The organism is Sphingomonas sp. (genome assembly GCF_035555815.1).
GTDB lineage: Bacteria > Pseudomonadota > Alphaproteobacteria > Sphingomonadales > Sphingomonadaceae > Sphingomonas.
Genome location: NZ_DATMGG010000167.1, coordinates 1 through 15,194, shown reverse-complemented (window position 1 = coordinate 15,194; position 15,194 = coordinate 1). Strand labels below are relative to the sequence as shown.

The 15,194-nt window shown below is 69.7% G+C and carries 12 protein-coding genes and 1 pseudogene; 1 reads left to right on the top strand and 12 read right to left on the bottom strand.

Annotated features, from left to right (window positions below):
- The 6 genes and pseudogenes from VNR91_RS09290 to VNR91_RS09265 all read right to left on the bottom strand — a co-directional run.
- Positions 1–148, bottom strand: a pseudogene (locus tag VNR91_RS09290) (UDP-N-acetylmuramoylalanyl-D-glutamyl-2, 6-diaminopimelate--D-alanyl-D-alanine ligase); the annotation flags it as partial.
- Positions 145–1,560 (bottom strand): UDP-N-acetylmuramoyl-L-alanyl-D-glutamate--2,6-diaminopimelate ligase, encoded by a 1,416-nt coding sequence (locus tag VNR91_RS09285; RefSeq protein ID WP_325490482.1) that lies wholly within the window; start codon positions 1,558–1,560, stop codon positions 145–147. The gene VNR91_RS09285 and the pseudogene VNR91_RS09290, both read right to left, overlap by 4 nt.
- Positions 1,557–3,266 (bottom strand): penicillin-binding protein 2, encoded by a 1,710-nt coding sequence (locus VNR91_RS09280; RefSeq protein WP_325490481.1) that lies wholly within the window; start codon positions 3,264–3,266, stop codon positions 1,557–1,559. The genes VNR91_RS09285 and VNR91_RS09280 overlap by 4 nt, the downstream gene beginning before the upstream one ends.
- Positions 3,263–3,814: a hypothetical protein gene (locus VNR91_RS09275; RefSeq protein ID WP_325490480.1), complete on the bottom strand. Its 552-nt coding sequence runs from the start codon at positions 3,812–3,814 to the stop codon at positions 3,263–3,265. The genes VNR91_RS09280 and VNR91_RS09275 overlap by 4 nt, the downstream gene beginning before the upstream one ends.
- The gene (rsmH, locus tag VNR91_RS09270; RefSeq protein WP_325490479.1) at positions 3,814–4,764 is read right to left on the bottom strand and encodes a 16S rRNA (cytosine(1402)-N(4))-methyltransferase RsmH; all 951 of its coding nucleotides are present in this window, start codon (positions 4,762–4,764) and stop codon (positions 3,814–3,816) included. The genes VNR91_RS09275 and rsmH overlap by 1 nt, the downstream gene beginning before the upstream one ends.
- Positions 4,761–5,240 (bottom strand): division/cell wall cluster transcriptional repressor MraZ, encoded by a 480-nt coding sequence (locus tag VNR91_RS09265; RefSeq protein WP_325490478.1) that lies wholly within the window; start codon positions 5,238–5,240, stop codon positions 4,761–4,763. Before VNR91_RS09265 ends, rsmH begins: the two co-directional genes overlap by 4 nt.
- 258 nt (positions 5,241–5,498) lie before the next feature.
- Here VNR91_RS09265 and VNR91_RS09260 point away from each other — a divergent pair, with 258 nt between their 5' ends.
- A complete protein-coding gene (locus VNR91_RS09260) occupies positions 5,499–6,671 on the top strand; it encodes an SET domain-containing protein-lysine N-methyltransferase (RefSeq protein WP_325490477.1) in 1,173 nt (390 codons plus the stop codon).
- On the opposite strand, the gene VNR91_RS09255 is transcribed toward VNR91_RS09260, so the two are convergent.
- The 6 genes from VNR91_RS09255 to VNR91_RS09230 form a co-directional block, all read right to left on the bottom strand.
- The gene (locus tag VNR91_RS09255; protein ID WP_325490476.1) at positions 6,652–8,529 is read right to left on the bottom strand and encodes an ATP-binding protein; all 1,878 of its coding nucleotides are present in this window, start codon (positions 8,527–8,529) and stop codon (positions 6,652–6,654) included. The genes VNR91_RS09260 and VNR91_RS09255 overlap by 20 nt on opposite strands.
- Entirely contained in the window at positions 8,526–10,427 is a 1,902-nt protein-coding gene (locus VNR91_RS09250; protein WP_325490475.1) for a putative bifunctional diguanylate cyclase/phosphodiesterase, read from the bottom strand. The genes VNR91_RS09255 and VNR91_RS09250 overlap by 4 nt, the downstream gene beginning before the upstream one ends.
- A 189-nt stretch (positions 10,428–10,616) precedes the next feature.
- Positions 10,617–11,360, bottom strand: coding sequence for a 3'(2'),5'-bisphosphate nucleotidase CysQ (locus VNR91_RS09245; protein WP_325490474.1), 744 nt, complete (start codon positions 11,358–11,360; stop codon positions 10,617–10,619).
- A complete protein-coding gene (gene cysN, locus VNR91_RS09240) occupies positions 11,357–13,282 on the bottom strand; it encodes a sulfate adenylyltransferase subunit CysN (RefSeq protein ID WP_325490473.1) in 1,926 nt (641 codons plus the stop codon). Before cysN ends, VNR91_RS09245 begins: the two co-directional genes overlap by 4 nt.
- Positions 13,283–13,421: 139 nt before the next feature.
- On the bottom strand, positions 13,422–14,321 hold the full coding sequence (cysD, locus tag VNR91_RS09235; protein WP_325490472.1) for a sulfate adenylyltransferase subunit CysD: 900 nt from the start codon (positions 14,319–14,321) through the stop codon (positions 13,422–13,424).
- Positions 14,322–14,380: 59 nt separating this feature from the next.
- The coding region (locus tag VNR91_RS09230) for an NAD(P)-binding protein (RefSeq protein WP_325490471.1) at positions 14,381–15,194 on the bottom strand (814 nt) is incomplete at its 5' end.

Sequence of the window (15,194 nt, the reverse complement as noted above, 5' to 3'; positions counted from 1 at the left end):
CGTCGGTGGTCTCGCCGGTCAGCGCGACGAACAGGTCGCCCGGCCCGACCTCACGCGAATCGAACGCGACTCCGGTGACGGCGAAGTCGCCGCAGACGCTGCCCCCGGTCGCGTCGGCGATGGCGGCGGAGGTCCACAGCGGCGTCATGCCGCGCACTCGCGCGCGACCGCCACGTCGTCGAACGGCAGCACCCGGTCGCCGACGATCTGCCCCTGCTCATGCCCCTTGCCGGCGATCAGCACGATGTCCTCCGCCCCGGCCTCGGCAACGGCGTGGGCGATGGCGGCGCGGCGATCGCCGACCTCCAGCGCGTCGGGAGCGCCGGTCAGGATCGCGGCGCGAATCGCGGCAGGGTCTTCGCTGCGCGGATTGTCGTCGGTGACGATCACCAGATCGGCGTGGGCCACCGCCACCGCGCCCATTTCCTCGCGCTTGCCGACGTCGCGATCGCCGCCGGCGCCGAACGCGACGATCAGCCGCCCGGCGGTGTGCGGCTTCAGCGCGGCGATCGCCGCCTCCAGCGCGTCGGGGGTGTGCGCGTAATCGACATAGACGGGCGCGCCGGTGCGCGTGATCGCCGCGCGCTCCAGCCGTCCGCGCACCGGCGCCAGCCGCGCGAGATTGGCCAGCGTGGTGGCGACATCACCGCCGGTCGCGATCACCAGCCCGGCGGCGGTGAGCGCGTTGGCCGCCTGATAGGCGCCGATCAGCGGCAGCGTCACCCGGTACTCGCGCCCCTCCGCCGCGACCGTCAGCGTTTGCCCCAGCAGCGTCGGATCGCGCCCGACCAGCCGCAGCGTGTCGCCATGCTCGCCGACGGTGACCAACTTCAGGCCGCGCGTCCGCGCCAGATCGACCACGCGTTCGGCGTGCTGGTCGTCGGCCCAGATCACCGCGGTGCCGTCGCCATCGACCACTTCGGAGAACAGCCGCAGCTTGGCGGTGAAATAGGCGGCCATGTCGCCATGATAGTCGAGGTGGTCGCGGCTGAGGTTGGTGAAGGCGGCGGCGCGCACCGGCAGCCCTTCGGTGCGGTATTGCGACAGGCCGTGGCTCGACGCCTCGAACGCCAGATGCGTCACGCCCTCGCGCGCCAGCCCGGCGACGTTGGCGAGGAAGGTGACGACGTCGGGCGTGGTCAGCCCGGTGGTCACCCGGTCGTCGGCGGTGGTGACGCCCAGCGTACCGATCGACGCCGCGTGGAATCCGGCCATCCGCCACAATTGCCGCGTCAGCTCGACGGTGGATGTCTTGCCGTTGGTGCCGGTGACCGCCACCGCCGTCGCGGGGAACGGCGCAAAGAACTGCGCCGCGATCCGCGCGAACCGCTCGCGCGGGTAGCTGTCGGCGATATGCGCCGCGCCGACGACGTGCGCTTCGGGCCGTGCCACCACCGCGATCGCGCCGCTGGCGATGGCCTGCGCGATGAAATCCTCGCCATTGACGCGCGCGCCCTGGAACGCGCCGAACACGGTGCCCGGCGCGACCTTGCGGTGATCGATGGCAAAGCCGGTGACGGTCGCCTGCTCGCCGCCCCCGGTCAGCTCGCCCAGCCTCACTCGGCCAGACTCGGCTTTTCGCCCGGCGCGCGCCAGATCAGCGGCACCAGATCGGAGACGTCGACGTCGCGGTGCATGTCCGGCTGTACGCCCAGCAGCGGGCCGGTGCGCATGATCAGGCGGCTCACCACCGGCGCCGCGGTCCACGCGGCAGTGGTCAGGCCAAAGGATTCGGCATTGCCGATGGGCGAATCGAGCATCGCGATCACCACATAGCGTGGTGCGTCCATCGGGAAAGCCGCCGCGAACGTCGATACGTTGACATGTTTCGAATATCCGCCCGCGCCGGGCTTCTCCGCGGTGCCGGTCTTGCCGCCGACGCGGTATCCCGGCGCCTCGCCCTTGCGCCCGGTGCCGTCGAGCACGACCAGCCGCAACAGCTGACGCATCCGCGCGCTGGTCGCCTCGGAGATGACGCGGCGGCCCGCGGGGGCGTGGCCCGGCTCGACCTTCAACAGCGTCGCCGGGCGCCACACGCCGCCGTTGACCAGGGCGGCATAGGCGCTGGCCAGGTGCAGCGGCGTCACCGCGATGCCGTGGCCATAGGCGGTGGTCATCGTCGTGGTGCGCGCCCAGAAACGCGGCCACAACGGGTGGGCCTTCTCGATCTCGATGTCCGGCGACGTGTCGAAACCCAGCTTGCGGAACATCGCCGCCAGCTTTTCCTCGCCCATCTCGTCGGCGATCCGTGCGGTCGCGATGTTCGACGAATGGATCAGCGTCTCGGGAATGTTGAGCCAGCGGTTCTGCGCATGGTCGTCACGGATCTTGAACCGCCCGACCTGAAGCGGCGCGGTCGCGTCGAACCGCCGCGCCATCGACGTCACGGTGCCGGTATCGATCGCCGCCGCCATCGCGATCGGCTTGAACGCCGATCCCAGCTCGTAGACGCTCTGGGTGACGGTGTTGAGCAGCGCGCCCTCGCCGGTGCGGACCTTGTTCGGGTTGAACGTCGGCAGCGACGACATCGCCATCACCTCGCCCGTCCGCACGTCGAGCACCACGCCCGCCGCGCCCTTGGCCTGGAACGATGCCATCGCGCGGCCCAGCTCGCTTTCCAGCGCGCCCTGCACGCGCAGGTCCAGCGACAGCGCCATCGGGGTCGATCGCAGCGCCGGATTGGTCAGCCGCGCGTCGAGCGCCTTCTCCATGCCGCGCACGCCGTGGCGCTCGGCGTTGAGATAGCCCAGCGCCTGCGCCGCCAGCGCCGATTGCGGATAGAGCCGCTCCGGTTCGCGGGCAAAGGTGATGCCCGGCTCGCCCAGCGCGTTCACCGCCGTCACCAGCTCGGGCATCGCGCGATGCTTGAGGTAGGTGAACGGCGCGTCCATCGTCAGCAGCCGGTAGTAATAGCCCGCGCCCTGTTCGGGCATCAGCGCGGCGAGCCGATTGGCGAGGTCGACCCGGTCGCCGATGATGTTGCGCGGCTGCACGCCGATCGACCAGGCGTCGATCGTCCGCGCCAGCGGCGCGCCGTTGCGGTCGACGATGTCGCCGCGCAGCGGCACCAGCGCCGCCGCCGCGTCGCGCGTCGTCGCCGGCTCCGCCGACAGCGCCAGCCAGCCGAGCCGCCCGACGATCAGCATCGTCGAGAACGCGAACAACAGCATCAGGATCATCAGGCGCACCTGCGCCACCGCGACCAGCGAATGCCGGCCACCGTCCCGCCGGCGATCCGCCGCGGCAGGGGCGACGAGGACGATCAACGCAGGCTGGTCGCTTCGCTGCGCGCGCGCGCCATCACGTCACCGATGGTCGAATCGCTGAGCAGCTTGCCGTCGAGCATCGCCACCGACTGTGCCTTGCCCGTCGCCACCGCGCGCTTGACCTCGCTCGCCACCGCCTCGATCGCCGGCGGCGACGGCAGCGCGGCGACCGCCGGCCGGAGCTCCGCCTGCTGGAGTTCGGGCTGCTGGATGCCCGCCGGCACCACCAGCGCGGCATAGCGCACCTGCCCCTCGCCCAGCGGCCGCAACGAAGCCAGCGCCGCCTCGCCCGCGACATATTGCTCCGGACGCGGCGCCGACAGCGCCAGCACCTCGCCGTTATAACGCTCGAGCTGCGCGATGTTGGCGCGCGTGTCGAATTCGGTCTCCAGCCCGCGGATATCGCGTTGCGCGCGGATGATCGCGCGCTCGACCGCCTCGACGCGCCCGCGCTCGGCGGCCACGGCCGATGTCACCATGTAGCAGGCCGGCAGCACCGTCGCGATGCCCAGGATCCAACCAAATCCCTTGAAGCCGATGGACGCCATTACTTGTCTCCCAGGGTACGCCACGGCGCGGCGGCGGTGCGCCGCGCCACCCGCAACGTCGCCGATCGCGCGCGCGGGTTGCGCGCGATCTCGTTATCGCTCGCCCGCACCGCGCGGGCCGGTGTCTCGAAGCTCGGCGCGTTCGCCGCCGCCGCCGCCGGGCGATGGCGCGATCCCGCCGGCTCGCCGCCGCTGCGCTCGCGCAGGAACCGCTTGACCATCCGGTCCTCCAGGCTGTGGAAGGTCACCACCGCCAGCCGCCCGCCGGGTTTCAGCACCCGCTCCGCCGCCGCCAGCCCCTCGCTCAGCTCGTCCAGCTCGCGGTTGAGGTGGATGCGGATCGCCTGGAAGGTCCGCGTCGCCGGGTCCTTCTTGTCGTGCGGCTTGTGGCCCAGCGCCTTGCGCACCACGGTCGCCAGTTCGCCGGTGCGGGTGATCGGACGCGCGGCGACGATCGCCTTCGCCACCCGGCGCGATCGCGGCTCCTCGCCATATTGGTAGAGCACGTCGGCGATCTCGCCCTCGTCGGCGGTGTTGACGAAATCGGCGGCGGTCATCCCCTCCCGGCTCATCCGCATGTCGAGCGGCCCGTCGGCCTGGAACGAAAAGCCGCGCTCGGGCTGGTCGAGCTGCATCGACGACACGCCGATATCCATCGTCACCCCGTCGACCGGCGCCAGCCCGCGCTGGACCAGCTCGGCTTCCATCGCGGAAAACGGCGCCTCGATCAGGATCAGCCGTCCGCCGGCGCTGGCGACCAGGGTTTGGCCGCCCTCGATCGCGGAAGGATCGCGATCGAAGGCGGCCACCTCGGCACCCCGCTCGAGGAACGCAGCGGTATAGCCACCGGCGCCAAAGGTCGCGTCGACCTGGACGGAGCCGGGAACGATGGCGAGCGCGTCGACCACCTCGTCGAGCAGCACCGGGATATGGGGGGCGACGCCGGTCATCCGCGCGCCTTGCGATTGGCCATCATGTGCGCACAGCGGTTGCGCAGGCGCGGGCTGGCCTCCTCGGTCGCCAGCAGCACCTGCGGCGCCCAGATGTTGAAGGTCGGGCCGGCGCCGACGAAGAACGCCCAGTCGGCGATCCGGGCGTCGTCCCGAAAGAATTCGGGCAGGACGAAACGGCCGCTGGGGTCGAAGGCCGAACGCTCGACGTCGCCGAACACCGACTCGCGCTCGCGCTCGATCTGGCGCAGGTCGACGCCGTCGTCGGCCATCTTGCGGAACCGCGCCTCCTCGGAATGCGACCAGGCGGTGTCATAGGCGCGCAGGCACGGCAGCGTGGGGTGAAAGCCGACGACGATGATCTTGGCGGCCGAGTTGCGGTCGATCGTCGAGCGGAAGTCGGCGGGAATCGCGACCCGGCCCTTCGGATCGACCGACTGCAGCCCCGCCCCTTCGTAAAGACCCGTCTCGATCACTCGCCATCCCGCGGGCAAACGGCTCCCCACCTCCGGAATCGCCCTCGCGAGCCCCGGATCAAGCACATGCAAGCAGGAGTCTGCCCCTCTGCCATCGAGTTAACAAAAATGCGGTTGAGCCGCAACGGTTTTACGTGCCTGGGGCCGGGAAAATCTGCCTGTAGCGGGGATTTATCGGATTTTTCGTGTAATGTTCTTCATTTGTATTTACTCCGTTTCATGGACGGATTCCGCGCTCCATGGTAAACGCCGGACACGGTGGGGAGGCGGGTTCTGGGCAGCATTCAGCCTTGGTTCTGGGTGGCGATCGCCTGCAATTTCGCGGGCTATGCCGCCTATCTGACCGGGCTGCGACGCCATCTGGTCGCGCCCAATCGCGCATCGTGGCTGATCTGGAGCGCGGCGACCGCGATCGAGGCGCTGACCTATGCCGCGGTCAATCCGGGACTGCTCCAGGGCTGGGTGTTCCTGATATCGGCGGTGCTGTGCATCGCGGTGACGCTCCGCATCTGGCGCGGCTCCGGCTGGGCGCCACCGAGCACCACCGAGAGCGTGTGCATGGCGGCGTGCCTCGCCGCGCTGGTGCTGTGGACGGTGTTCCGCGATGCTTTCTGGGCGCACATGCTGGTGGTCGCGGCGGTGCCGGTCAGTTTCTGGCCGACCTGGGCCGCCGCCGCCCGCGATCCGGCGCGCGAACGCTCGCCGGCGTGGGGGTTATGGACGGTCGGCGATCTCGCCACCTTGCTGCTGGCGCTGCGGATGCCGGGCGGCGGCTATGGCGAATATGCCTATCTGTTCGTCGAGCTCGCCGCCCATGCATCGGTGTGGTTCATGGTCGGGCTGGCGACGATCAATCCGCTGCGCTCGCTCGGGCTGCGCCGCGGCGGGCTCTACATCCTCGACGGCTATCGGCGCCGCGCGCGCCTGTTCCGCGTCGGCGAGACCCATATCGGCAAGGCGGTGTTCGCCGCCGTCCGGTTCGAAGAGGGGGCGACGCTGATGCAGTTCACCGGCCGCCATTTCCGCGCCGATCGAGTCCCCAGCCTGATGCACGGCCGCCACGACCGCTTCGTCCAGGTCACGCCCGATCACTATATGGGGCCGTCGGGCCGGATCGACGATCTGGTCAACCACAGCTGCGCGCCGAATGCCGGGCTGCGGTTCACCGACGACGGGGTGTTCCTCGTCGCGCTGCGCGCGATCGGCCATGGTGAGGAGATCAGCTGGGATTATTCGACCACGCTGGCGCAATCGAATTGGCACATGATCTGCCAGTGTCGCGCACCCGAATGCCGCCGCGTGATCGGCAATTTCGCGACGCTCGCGCCCGATCGGCAGGAATTTTTCCGCGCGCGCAATCTGGTCGCGCCCTATCTGCGCCGCCGCGACGGTCTGGCCGACGAACCGGTGGTCAGGCGGCAAGCCCGTTAGCGATCGCCTCGGCCGGTGCCGCCTGAAGCGTCAGCACGGCGCGTGCGCCGACCCCGCGACCGTCGCTTTCCAGCCGCAGCGCCCCGCCCATCGCCACCATCGAATTGGCGCACCAGTGCAGCCCCAGGCCGCCCGATTTCTGCGCCCGCGTGGAAAATCCGCGCTGGAACAGCCGCGCTTCGTCGGCGGGGTCGAATCCCTCGCCATTGTCGCGGATCGACACCTCGACGCGGTCGTCGCTCTGGGTGATGGTGACCGTGATCGATCCCCCTTCCCCGCCGCGCGCCGCGATCGCTTCCGCCGCGTTGGCGAACAGATTGCCGATCACCTGGCTCAGGATCACCCGGTTCGCCTGGCACCAATGGGGCCGCGACGGAAAGGCGAAGGCGATCGACGTGCCCCCGGCGTAGCCGGCGATCGCCGCGTTCTGCGCCACGATCTCCGACACGTCGATCGTCGCCAGCGGCGGCTTTTCATGCGCCTGCTCCTGCTGCTGGCCGATGATCTCCAGCACGTTGCGCAGCGCCTTGCGCCCGGTCTCCATCTGCCGCGCGCGATCGGTGCGGGCATCGCCCTCGGCCGCGATCGCGGCGGCGACGAACGCGGCCAGCTTCTGCCGGCGTGCCGGGGCGGTGTCGTCCGCGCCCAGCTCGGCGATCGCGCGGTCGATCGTCGCGCGATCGGCCGGCGCCGCCGTCTGCCCCTGTGACAGGATCGTGCTGATCGGGTTGAGCGCGTTGCGCACGTTGTGCATCACCGCCACCGCGCTTTCGCTCTGGCCCAGCTTGAACGACTGGACCTCGACCTGCTCGCGCAAGTCCTTCAACTGGCGGAGCATCGAATTGAAGCTGGTGACCAGGCTGCCGATCTCATCGCCGCGTCCGCTTTCGGGCAGCACCCCCAGCGCCCCCGACGCGCGCACCATCCCCATGTGGCGCTCGACGCGGTGGAGCGGGCGCAGCACCAGTAGCGCGATCATCCGCCGCAGCACGATCAGCACGATCGCCAGCAGCACGATGGTGCCGACCACCGCGAGCAACAGCATCCGCTGCCCCAGCAGCGACAGGTCGCGCGGAACCGAATAGCGCGTGCTGGCGACGGCGCGGCCGTCGCTGCCGACGATCGGCACCCCGATCGCCAGCGTGCGCGGTCCGGGCGCGATGGTGACCCGGTCGATCGGCGGCTGCTTCAGGTCGACCACCGCCGGCAATTGCAGCAAGGTGGCGAGCCGGGCCGATCCCAGCTCGCGCGCCATCAGCACATAGCCGCGCGGCGTGCCGGTGCCGTCGCTGCGCCGCACCTGCGCCGCGCCGACCACCGCCAGCCGGTCCCCCACCCGAATGTAGAATCCCCGCGAGCTGCGCCGCGCCAGCAGCGTCGGCAGGTGCATCGCCGGGATCGCCGCGATCAGCTCGGATCGCAGCGCGGGCTCGTCGTGCCGCCCGGCGACGTCGATCCAGCGGGCGATCAGGACGCGGCCGTCGCCGGTGACATAGGCCATGCCGGCCAGATCGAGGTTGGCCATCGCCAGCGTCGAGAAGCTCTCCTCCTCGAACGTCCGCGTCGGGTGCGCCATATAGTCGTAGCTGGCGTTCCAGTCGCCATAGTCGCGCACCGCGCTTTCCATCTTGCGCGCATATTCGTCGATCGCGGCGTGGGTGCGGTCGACGTGCGCGCGCACCGCCTCCTCCTCCAGCCGGTCGAAACTGGGAACGATCACCAGCGCCAGCAACAGCGTGATCGCCAGCGATCCCGCCAGCCCGATCCCGGTCAGGATCAGCACCAGCCGGGCGCCCAGCGACTGCGGGATGCGGGCGATCCCGCGCCAGCCCCGCCGGCGCGCGGGCGGCTGCGTCATCCGCCGCCGGCCCCGTCGACCGCTTCGAGCGATGGCGTCCGCGCGGCGGGCAGCCCGTCGGCGAGGAACCGTCGCTCGGCCAGCGCCCGCGCCGCCTCGTCGGGCACCGGCACCGACAGGTGATAGCCCTGAAGATGCGAGCAGCCCGCCAGCCGCAGCGCCTGCACCTGCGCGGCGGTCTCGACCCCTTCGGCCACCACTTCCATCCCCAACGCGCGGGCCAGGTGGATGATGGAATGGACGATCGCTGCGCTCTCCCGCTCGCGTCCCATGCCGTCGATGAAGCTCTTGTCGATCTTGAGGCAGTCGAGTGCGAATTTGCGGATGTTGTAGAGCGAGGAATAGCCGGTGCCGAAATCGTCCAGCGCGATGCGGAAACCCATCTGGCGCAGGCGGTAGAGCGTCTCGGCGGCGCGTTCGCTGTCGTCGAAGATCGCGGTCTCGGTGATCTCGATCTGCACCCGCGCCGGCGACACCCCCGAACGCTGGACGCGCTCGATCACCTGCCCGACGAAATTCTGGCGGCGGAACTGGCGCGGCGAGAAATTGACCGAGACATATTGGCCGGGCCAGCCCTTCACCGCGTCCAGCGCGGTTTCCAGCACCCAGTCGCCCAGTTCGTGGATCAGGTTCGATTCCTCGGCGATCGGGATGAACATCGCGGGGGATATCATGCCGTATTCGGGGCTGTGCCAGCGCAGCAGCGCCTCGAACCCGACGATCTCGATCGCCTCGCGCGCGACGATCGGCTGATAGACCAGGCACAGCTCGCCGTTGGCGATGGCGTTGCTCAGCCCTTCTTCGATACGCCGGCGGAACCGGATCGATTCGTCCATCGTCTCGTCGAACACGCGCACGATCCCGCGCCCGCCGCGCTTGGCCTCGTTGAGCGCAAGGTCGGCGCGGCGCATCACGTCGATCGGGTCGGTCGCGCCGCCCGGCTCGAACACCACCAGCCCGGCCGACGCCGCGCCCTGCACCGAATGGCCGAACACGCTGTAGGTCGTCGCGCACGCCTTGAGCAGGCGGTCGCACACCACCACCGCCTGATCCTCGTTGGGCGCGGGGAACAGCACCGCGAATTCGTCCCCGCCCAGCCGCGCGACGAATCCGTCCTCGGGCACCGCGCCGCGCAGCTTCTCGCACACCGCGCGGATCAGCTCGTCGCCGGCGATATGGCCGAAACTGTCGTTGACGATCTTGAACCGGTCGAGGTCGATCATCGCCATCGCGCAGCATTCCACCCCGCGCACCCGATCGTGCAGCGCGCGGACGAACCCCAGCCGGTTGGGCGCGTCGGTCAGCGAATCGTGATTGGCCATGTGCACCGCGCGACTCTCGTTCGCGGCCAGCTCCAGCTTCTGTTCCTCGAGCTGCCGGACCTGCGTGGCCAGCGCCTCGCGCGCGGCAGCCAGTTCGCGGTCGGCCAGCCAGCGGTGGGTCAGCGCGGTCGCGGTCTGGACCACCTCCTCCACCTCGAACGGCTTGGCGATGTAGAAGATCTTGTCGGCCGGCCCGGCGGCGCGGCTGATGTCGAGCGGAGAGAAATCGGAATAGCCGGTGACGATCACCAGGTTGATGTCGGGATCGAGCGCGCGGATGCGGCGCGCGGTCTCCTTGCCGTCGATGCCCGGCGGCATCCGCACGTCGATGAATGCCACGGGGAACGGCTCGTCGGCCTTGAGCGCCCCGGCGACCGCGGCGACCCCGTCCAGCCCCTGCATCGCGTGGACCAGTTCGAAGCGCGGCGCCCCGGCGGCGCCGGCGCCCTGCCCGCCCCCGCCGAACAATTCCGCCGCCATCGCCGAAAGCTGCTCGTCGCGATCCTCCCGCGCGCCAAAGCTGGCGCGGTAGGATTCGTGCATCGCCGGTTCGTCGTCGATGATCAGGATACGCACGGTGGCCCCCAGGATTATCTTTCGGAGGGGTAACCGGGCACGGTTAAGCGACGGTAAACGGGCGCGGACGCTTGGCCGGATGACCGGCGTTGAATCCGGTGCGGTGCCGGACCGCTCCCCGCCCGGCGACGCACACGGTGTATCTTGACGGGGGGCCGGGTGGGGGAGCGCGCCGGCACCGCCTCCACTCTAGCCAGCGTGCGCGGCGAGCAGCGACAGGACGGTTTCGGCCAGTTCGGCGCGGCAGATCAGCAGGTCGGGCAGATAGGTGTCGACGCAATTATAGACGAGCGCGCTGCCGTCGAGCCGCGACACGTGCAGCCCCGCCGCCAGCGCCACCGCCGCCGGCGCGCAATTGTCCCAGACATATTGTCCGCCCGAATGGAGGTAGATCTCCGCCTCGCCCAGCACCACCGCCATCGCCTTGGCCCCGGCCGATCCCATCGGCACCAGTTCCGCACCGATCGCGTCGGCGATGCCGGGGCATTCGCTGGCGGGCCGCGATCGGCTGACCACCATGCGCGGCGGCTGGCGGATCGGCGCCAGCGGCGGTGGCGCGTCGCTGCCCAGCACCAGCCCGCGCGCCGGCAGCGCGACCGCGCCGGTCACCGGTGCGCCATCGACGCTCAGGCCGATGTGCACCGCCCAGTCGTCGCGCCCCTGCGCATATTCGGCGGTGCCGTCGAGCGGATCGACCACCCACAGCCGCGATGCCGCGCACCGTGCCGGATCGTCGGCGGCTTCCTCCGACAGCACGAAATCGTCGGGCCGCGCCGCCGCCAGCCGTTCGGCGATCAGCGCCTGCGCCGCGCGGTCGCCCGCCGCGCCCAGTTCGCGCCCCGGCGCCTGTCCCGCGCGCAGTTCGAGCAGCAACCGCCCAGCCTCCGCCGCGATCGCGCGGGCCAGATCGATATCGGACAGCGCAGGGGTCATATGACGGGCATCCACATGCCGGTGATCCGGTCGACGATCAGTTCGGCGGCATCCTCGGGCGAGATGCGCGTCGTGTCGATATGGATATCGGGGCTGTCCGGCGCTTCATAGGGGCTGGAGATGCCGGTGAAATTGGCGATCTCCCCACGCCGCGCCTTGGCGTAGAGGCCCTTGATGTCGCGCGCCTCCGCCACCGCCAGCGGGGTATCGACGAAGATCTCGACGAACTCGCCTTCCGGCATCAGCCCGCGCACCAGCTCGCGCTCGGCGCGGAACGGGGAGATGAACGCGGTCAGCACGATCAGCCCGGCGTCGGTCATCAACCGCGCCACTTCCCCCACCCGGCGGATGTTCTCGACCCGGTCGGCATCGGAAAAGCCCAGATCGCGGTTGAGCCCGTGGCGGATATTGTCGCCGTCGAGCAGGAAGCTGTGCTTGCCCAGCGCGTGCAGCTTCTTCTCCACCAGATTGGCGATGGTCGACTTGCCCGACCCCGACAGGCCGGTGAACCACAGCAGGCGCGGCGTCTGGGATTTCTGCGCGGCGTGGGCATCGCGGGTGATCTCGATCGCCTGCCAGTGGACGTTGCGGCTGCGGCGCAACGCCTGATCGATCAGCCCGGCGGCGACGGTGCGGTTGGTCAGCTTGTCGATCAGCACGAACCCGCCCAGATCGCGGCTGTCGCGATAGGGCGCGAACGGGATCGGGCGATCGAGATGCACCTCCGCGATGCCGATGTCGTTGAGGCCGAGCGTGCGGACCCCCAGCCGTTCGAGCGTGTTGACGTCGATCGCATGTTCAGGCGCGCGCACGCTGGCGGTCGCGGTCGCCGCCCCCGACTTGAGCCAATACCCCCGCCCCGGCTGGAGCGGCTCGTCGTCCATCCACACCAATGTCGTCGCGAACTGGTCGGCAACCTCGGGCGGCGAATCGGCGGCGGCGATCACGTCGCCGCGCGAACAGTCGATCTCGTCCGCCAGTGTCAGCGTCACCGATTGCCCCGCCACCGCCTGCGGCAGGTCGCCGTCGAGCGTCACGATCCGCGCGACGGTGGAGCTGCGCCCCGACGGCACGATCCGCACCCGGTCGCCCGGCGTGATCGTCCCGCCCGTCACCAGCCCGGCAAAGCCGCGAAAGTCGAGGTTGGGCCGGTTGACCCACTGCACCGGCATCGCGAACGGCCGCGTGACGTCGCCCTCGCCCTCGCCGTCGATCGCCACCGTCTCCAGATGGTCGATCAGCGTCGGCCCATCGTACCACGGCGTGTTGGCGGAGGGTTCGGCGATATTGTCGCCGCCCAGCGCCGCGATCGGGATCGCCACCGCCTCGGCCATGCCGATCGACGCGCCGAACGCTGCGAAATCGGCGACGATGCGGTCGAACACATCCTGATCCCAATCGACCAGATCCATCTTGTTGACCGCCAGCACGATGCGTTTGATGCCCAGCAAATTGACCAGGAATCCGTGCCGCCGCGTCTGGGTCAGCACCCCGCGCCGCGCGTCGATCAGGATCACCGCCAGGTCGGCGGTCGACGCGCCGGTCACCATGTTGCGGGTATATTGCTCGTGCCCCGGCGTGTCGGCCACGATGAACTTGCGCCGCGCGGTCGCGAAGAAGCGATAGGCAACGTCGATGGTGATGCCCTGCTCCCGCTCGGCGGCCAGCCCGTCGACCAGCAGCGCGAAGTCGAGGTTCTGCCCCTGCGTGCCGACCCGTTTCGAATCGGCTTCCAGCGCGGAAAGCTGGTCGTCGAACACCGTGCGCGAATCATAGAGCAGGCGGCCGATCAGCGTCGACTTGCCGTCATCGACCGATCCGCAGGTCAGAAAGCGCAGCAGCGATTTGTCGGCCTGTTGCGCCAGATAGGCGTCGATATCGGTCGCGATCAGCGCGTCGGGCTGGTAGGTGCGGGCGGTCATATCCCGGCCCCCACGCCCATCATTCCCGCGCGGGCGAGGCCTCTGCAATACTCCACGGAGGAGGGTATCGTCCCCTTTCGCGGCGCCTTCGCCCGCGCGGGAAGGACGATGACGGAGGCCGGAGTGACACGGGCACGCATCAGAAATAGCCCTCCACCTTCTTCTTCTCCATGCTCGCGCTGGCATCATGGTCGATCGCGCGGCCCTGCCGCTCGCTGGTGGTCGTCAGCAACATCTCCTGCACCACCTGCGACAGCGTGGTGGCATCGCTCTCGACCGCGCCGGTCAGCGGATAGCAGCCTAGCGTGCGGAACCGGATCGACCGCTCGACCGGCACCTCCCCCGGCTTGAGACGAAACCGATCGTCGTCGACCATCAGGATCAGCCCGTCGCGCTCGACGGTCGGGCGCGGTGCGGAGAAATAGAGCGGGACGATCTCAATCCCTTCCCGCGCGATATATTGCCAGATGTCGAGTTCGGTCCAGTTGCTGATCGGAAAGACCCGGATGCTCTCCCCCCTGGCCTTGCGCATATTGTAGATGCGCCACAATTCGGGCCGCTGCGCCTTGGGGTCCCAGCGGTGCTGCGCGGTGCGGAAACTGAACACGCGCTCCTTGGCGCGGCTCTTTTCCTCGTCGCGCCGCGCGCCGCCGAACGCCGCGTCGAAGCCATGGTGGTCCAGCGCCTGCTTCAGCCCCTCGGTCTTCCACAGGTCGGTGTGCAGGCTACCGTGGTCGAACGGGTTGATGCCGCGCGCCTCCGCCTCCGGGTTCTTCCACACCAGCAATTCCATGCCCGCGGCAGCGGCGGCGCGGGCGCGCAGGTCGTACATCGCGCGGAATTTCCACGTCGTATCGACATGGAGCAGCGGGAACGGCGGCGGCGCGGGAAAGAACGCCTTGCGCGCCAGATGCAGCATCACCGCCGAATCCTTGCCGATCGAATAGAGCATCACCGGCCGCTCCGCCTCGGCGGCGACCTCGCGCAGGATATGGATCGATTCGGCTTCGAGGCGGTCGAGGTGGGTCAGATACGGCATCGCAGGCGCTATCTAGTCACACCACCCCGGAATGCGCGCAACCAAATCTAGGCCCGCGCCTAGGCTGGCTCCGCCGCCCGGCCCCATTCCTCGGCACCGGGCACGATCTCGACGATCACGTCGCCGGCCCGAAGCGCGCGCGCCTCGACCTCCCAGAAACCGAAGCAGGTGTCGCCGCGATAGATGCGCACGCCCAGCCCGGTGCCGATCTCGGCCAGCGGGTGCCCGATCTCATCCGCCGTCACCGCACGTTCGCGCAGCGCGACCCGCCCGTGCGCGGCGGCCAGGTCGGTCAGATAGTCGGCGGTGTGGCGGCCCTGCGTCGATCCGGCGAGCAGCAGCCCGGCAAAGCTGGCCGGGTTGATCACCGTATCGGCCCCCGCCTGCCGCGCCAGCGGCTCGTTGTCCTCCGACCGGATCACCACGCTGATCGGCACGTCGGGGGCGATGCGCCGCGCGGTCAGCACGATCAGGATCGACGTGTCGTCGCGCCCCGCCGACACGATCAGCGCGCTCGCGGCGGGCAGGCGCACCGCCTCCAGCGTCAGGTTGCGCGTGGCGTCGCCGTCGATCACCGTCACGCCGCGCTGCTCCGCGCCGATCCGCGCGGTATTGCGCTCCTCGATCACCACGATTCGCGCGGGATCGGTGCCGCGGCGGATCAGCTCGTTCACCGCCTCCGTGCCGCTGGTGCCATAGCCGGCGACGACGATATGGCCGCGCAGCGTCCGCTGGATGATGCTCATTCGCCACCGCTCCCAAACCCGCCTGAGCAGGAAATCATACGCCGTCCCCAGAAAGATCAGCCACACGAAGATGCGGATCGGGGTGACGACGAACGTGTCGAACATCCGCGTCTGGTCGGTGACCGGC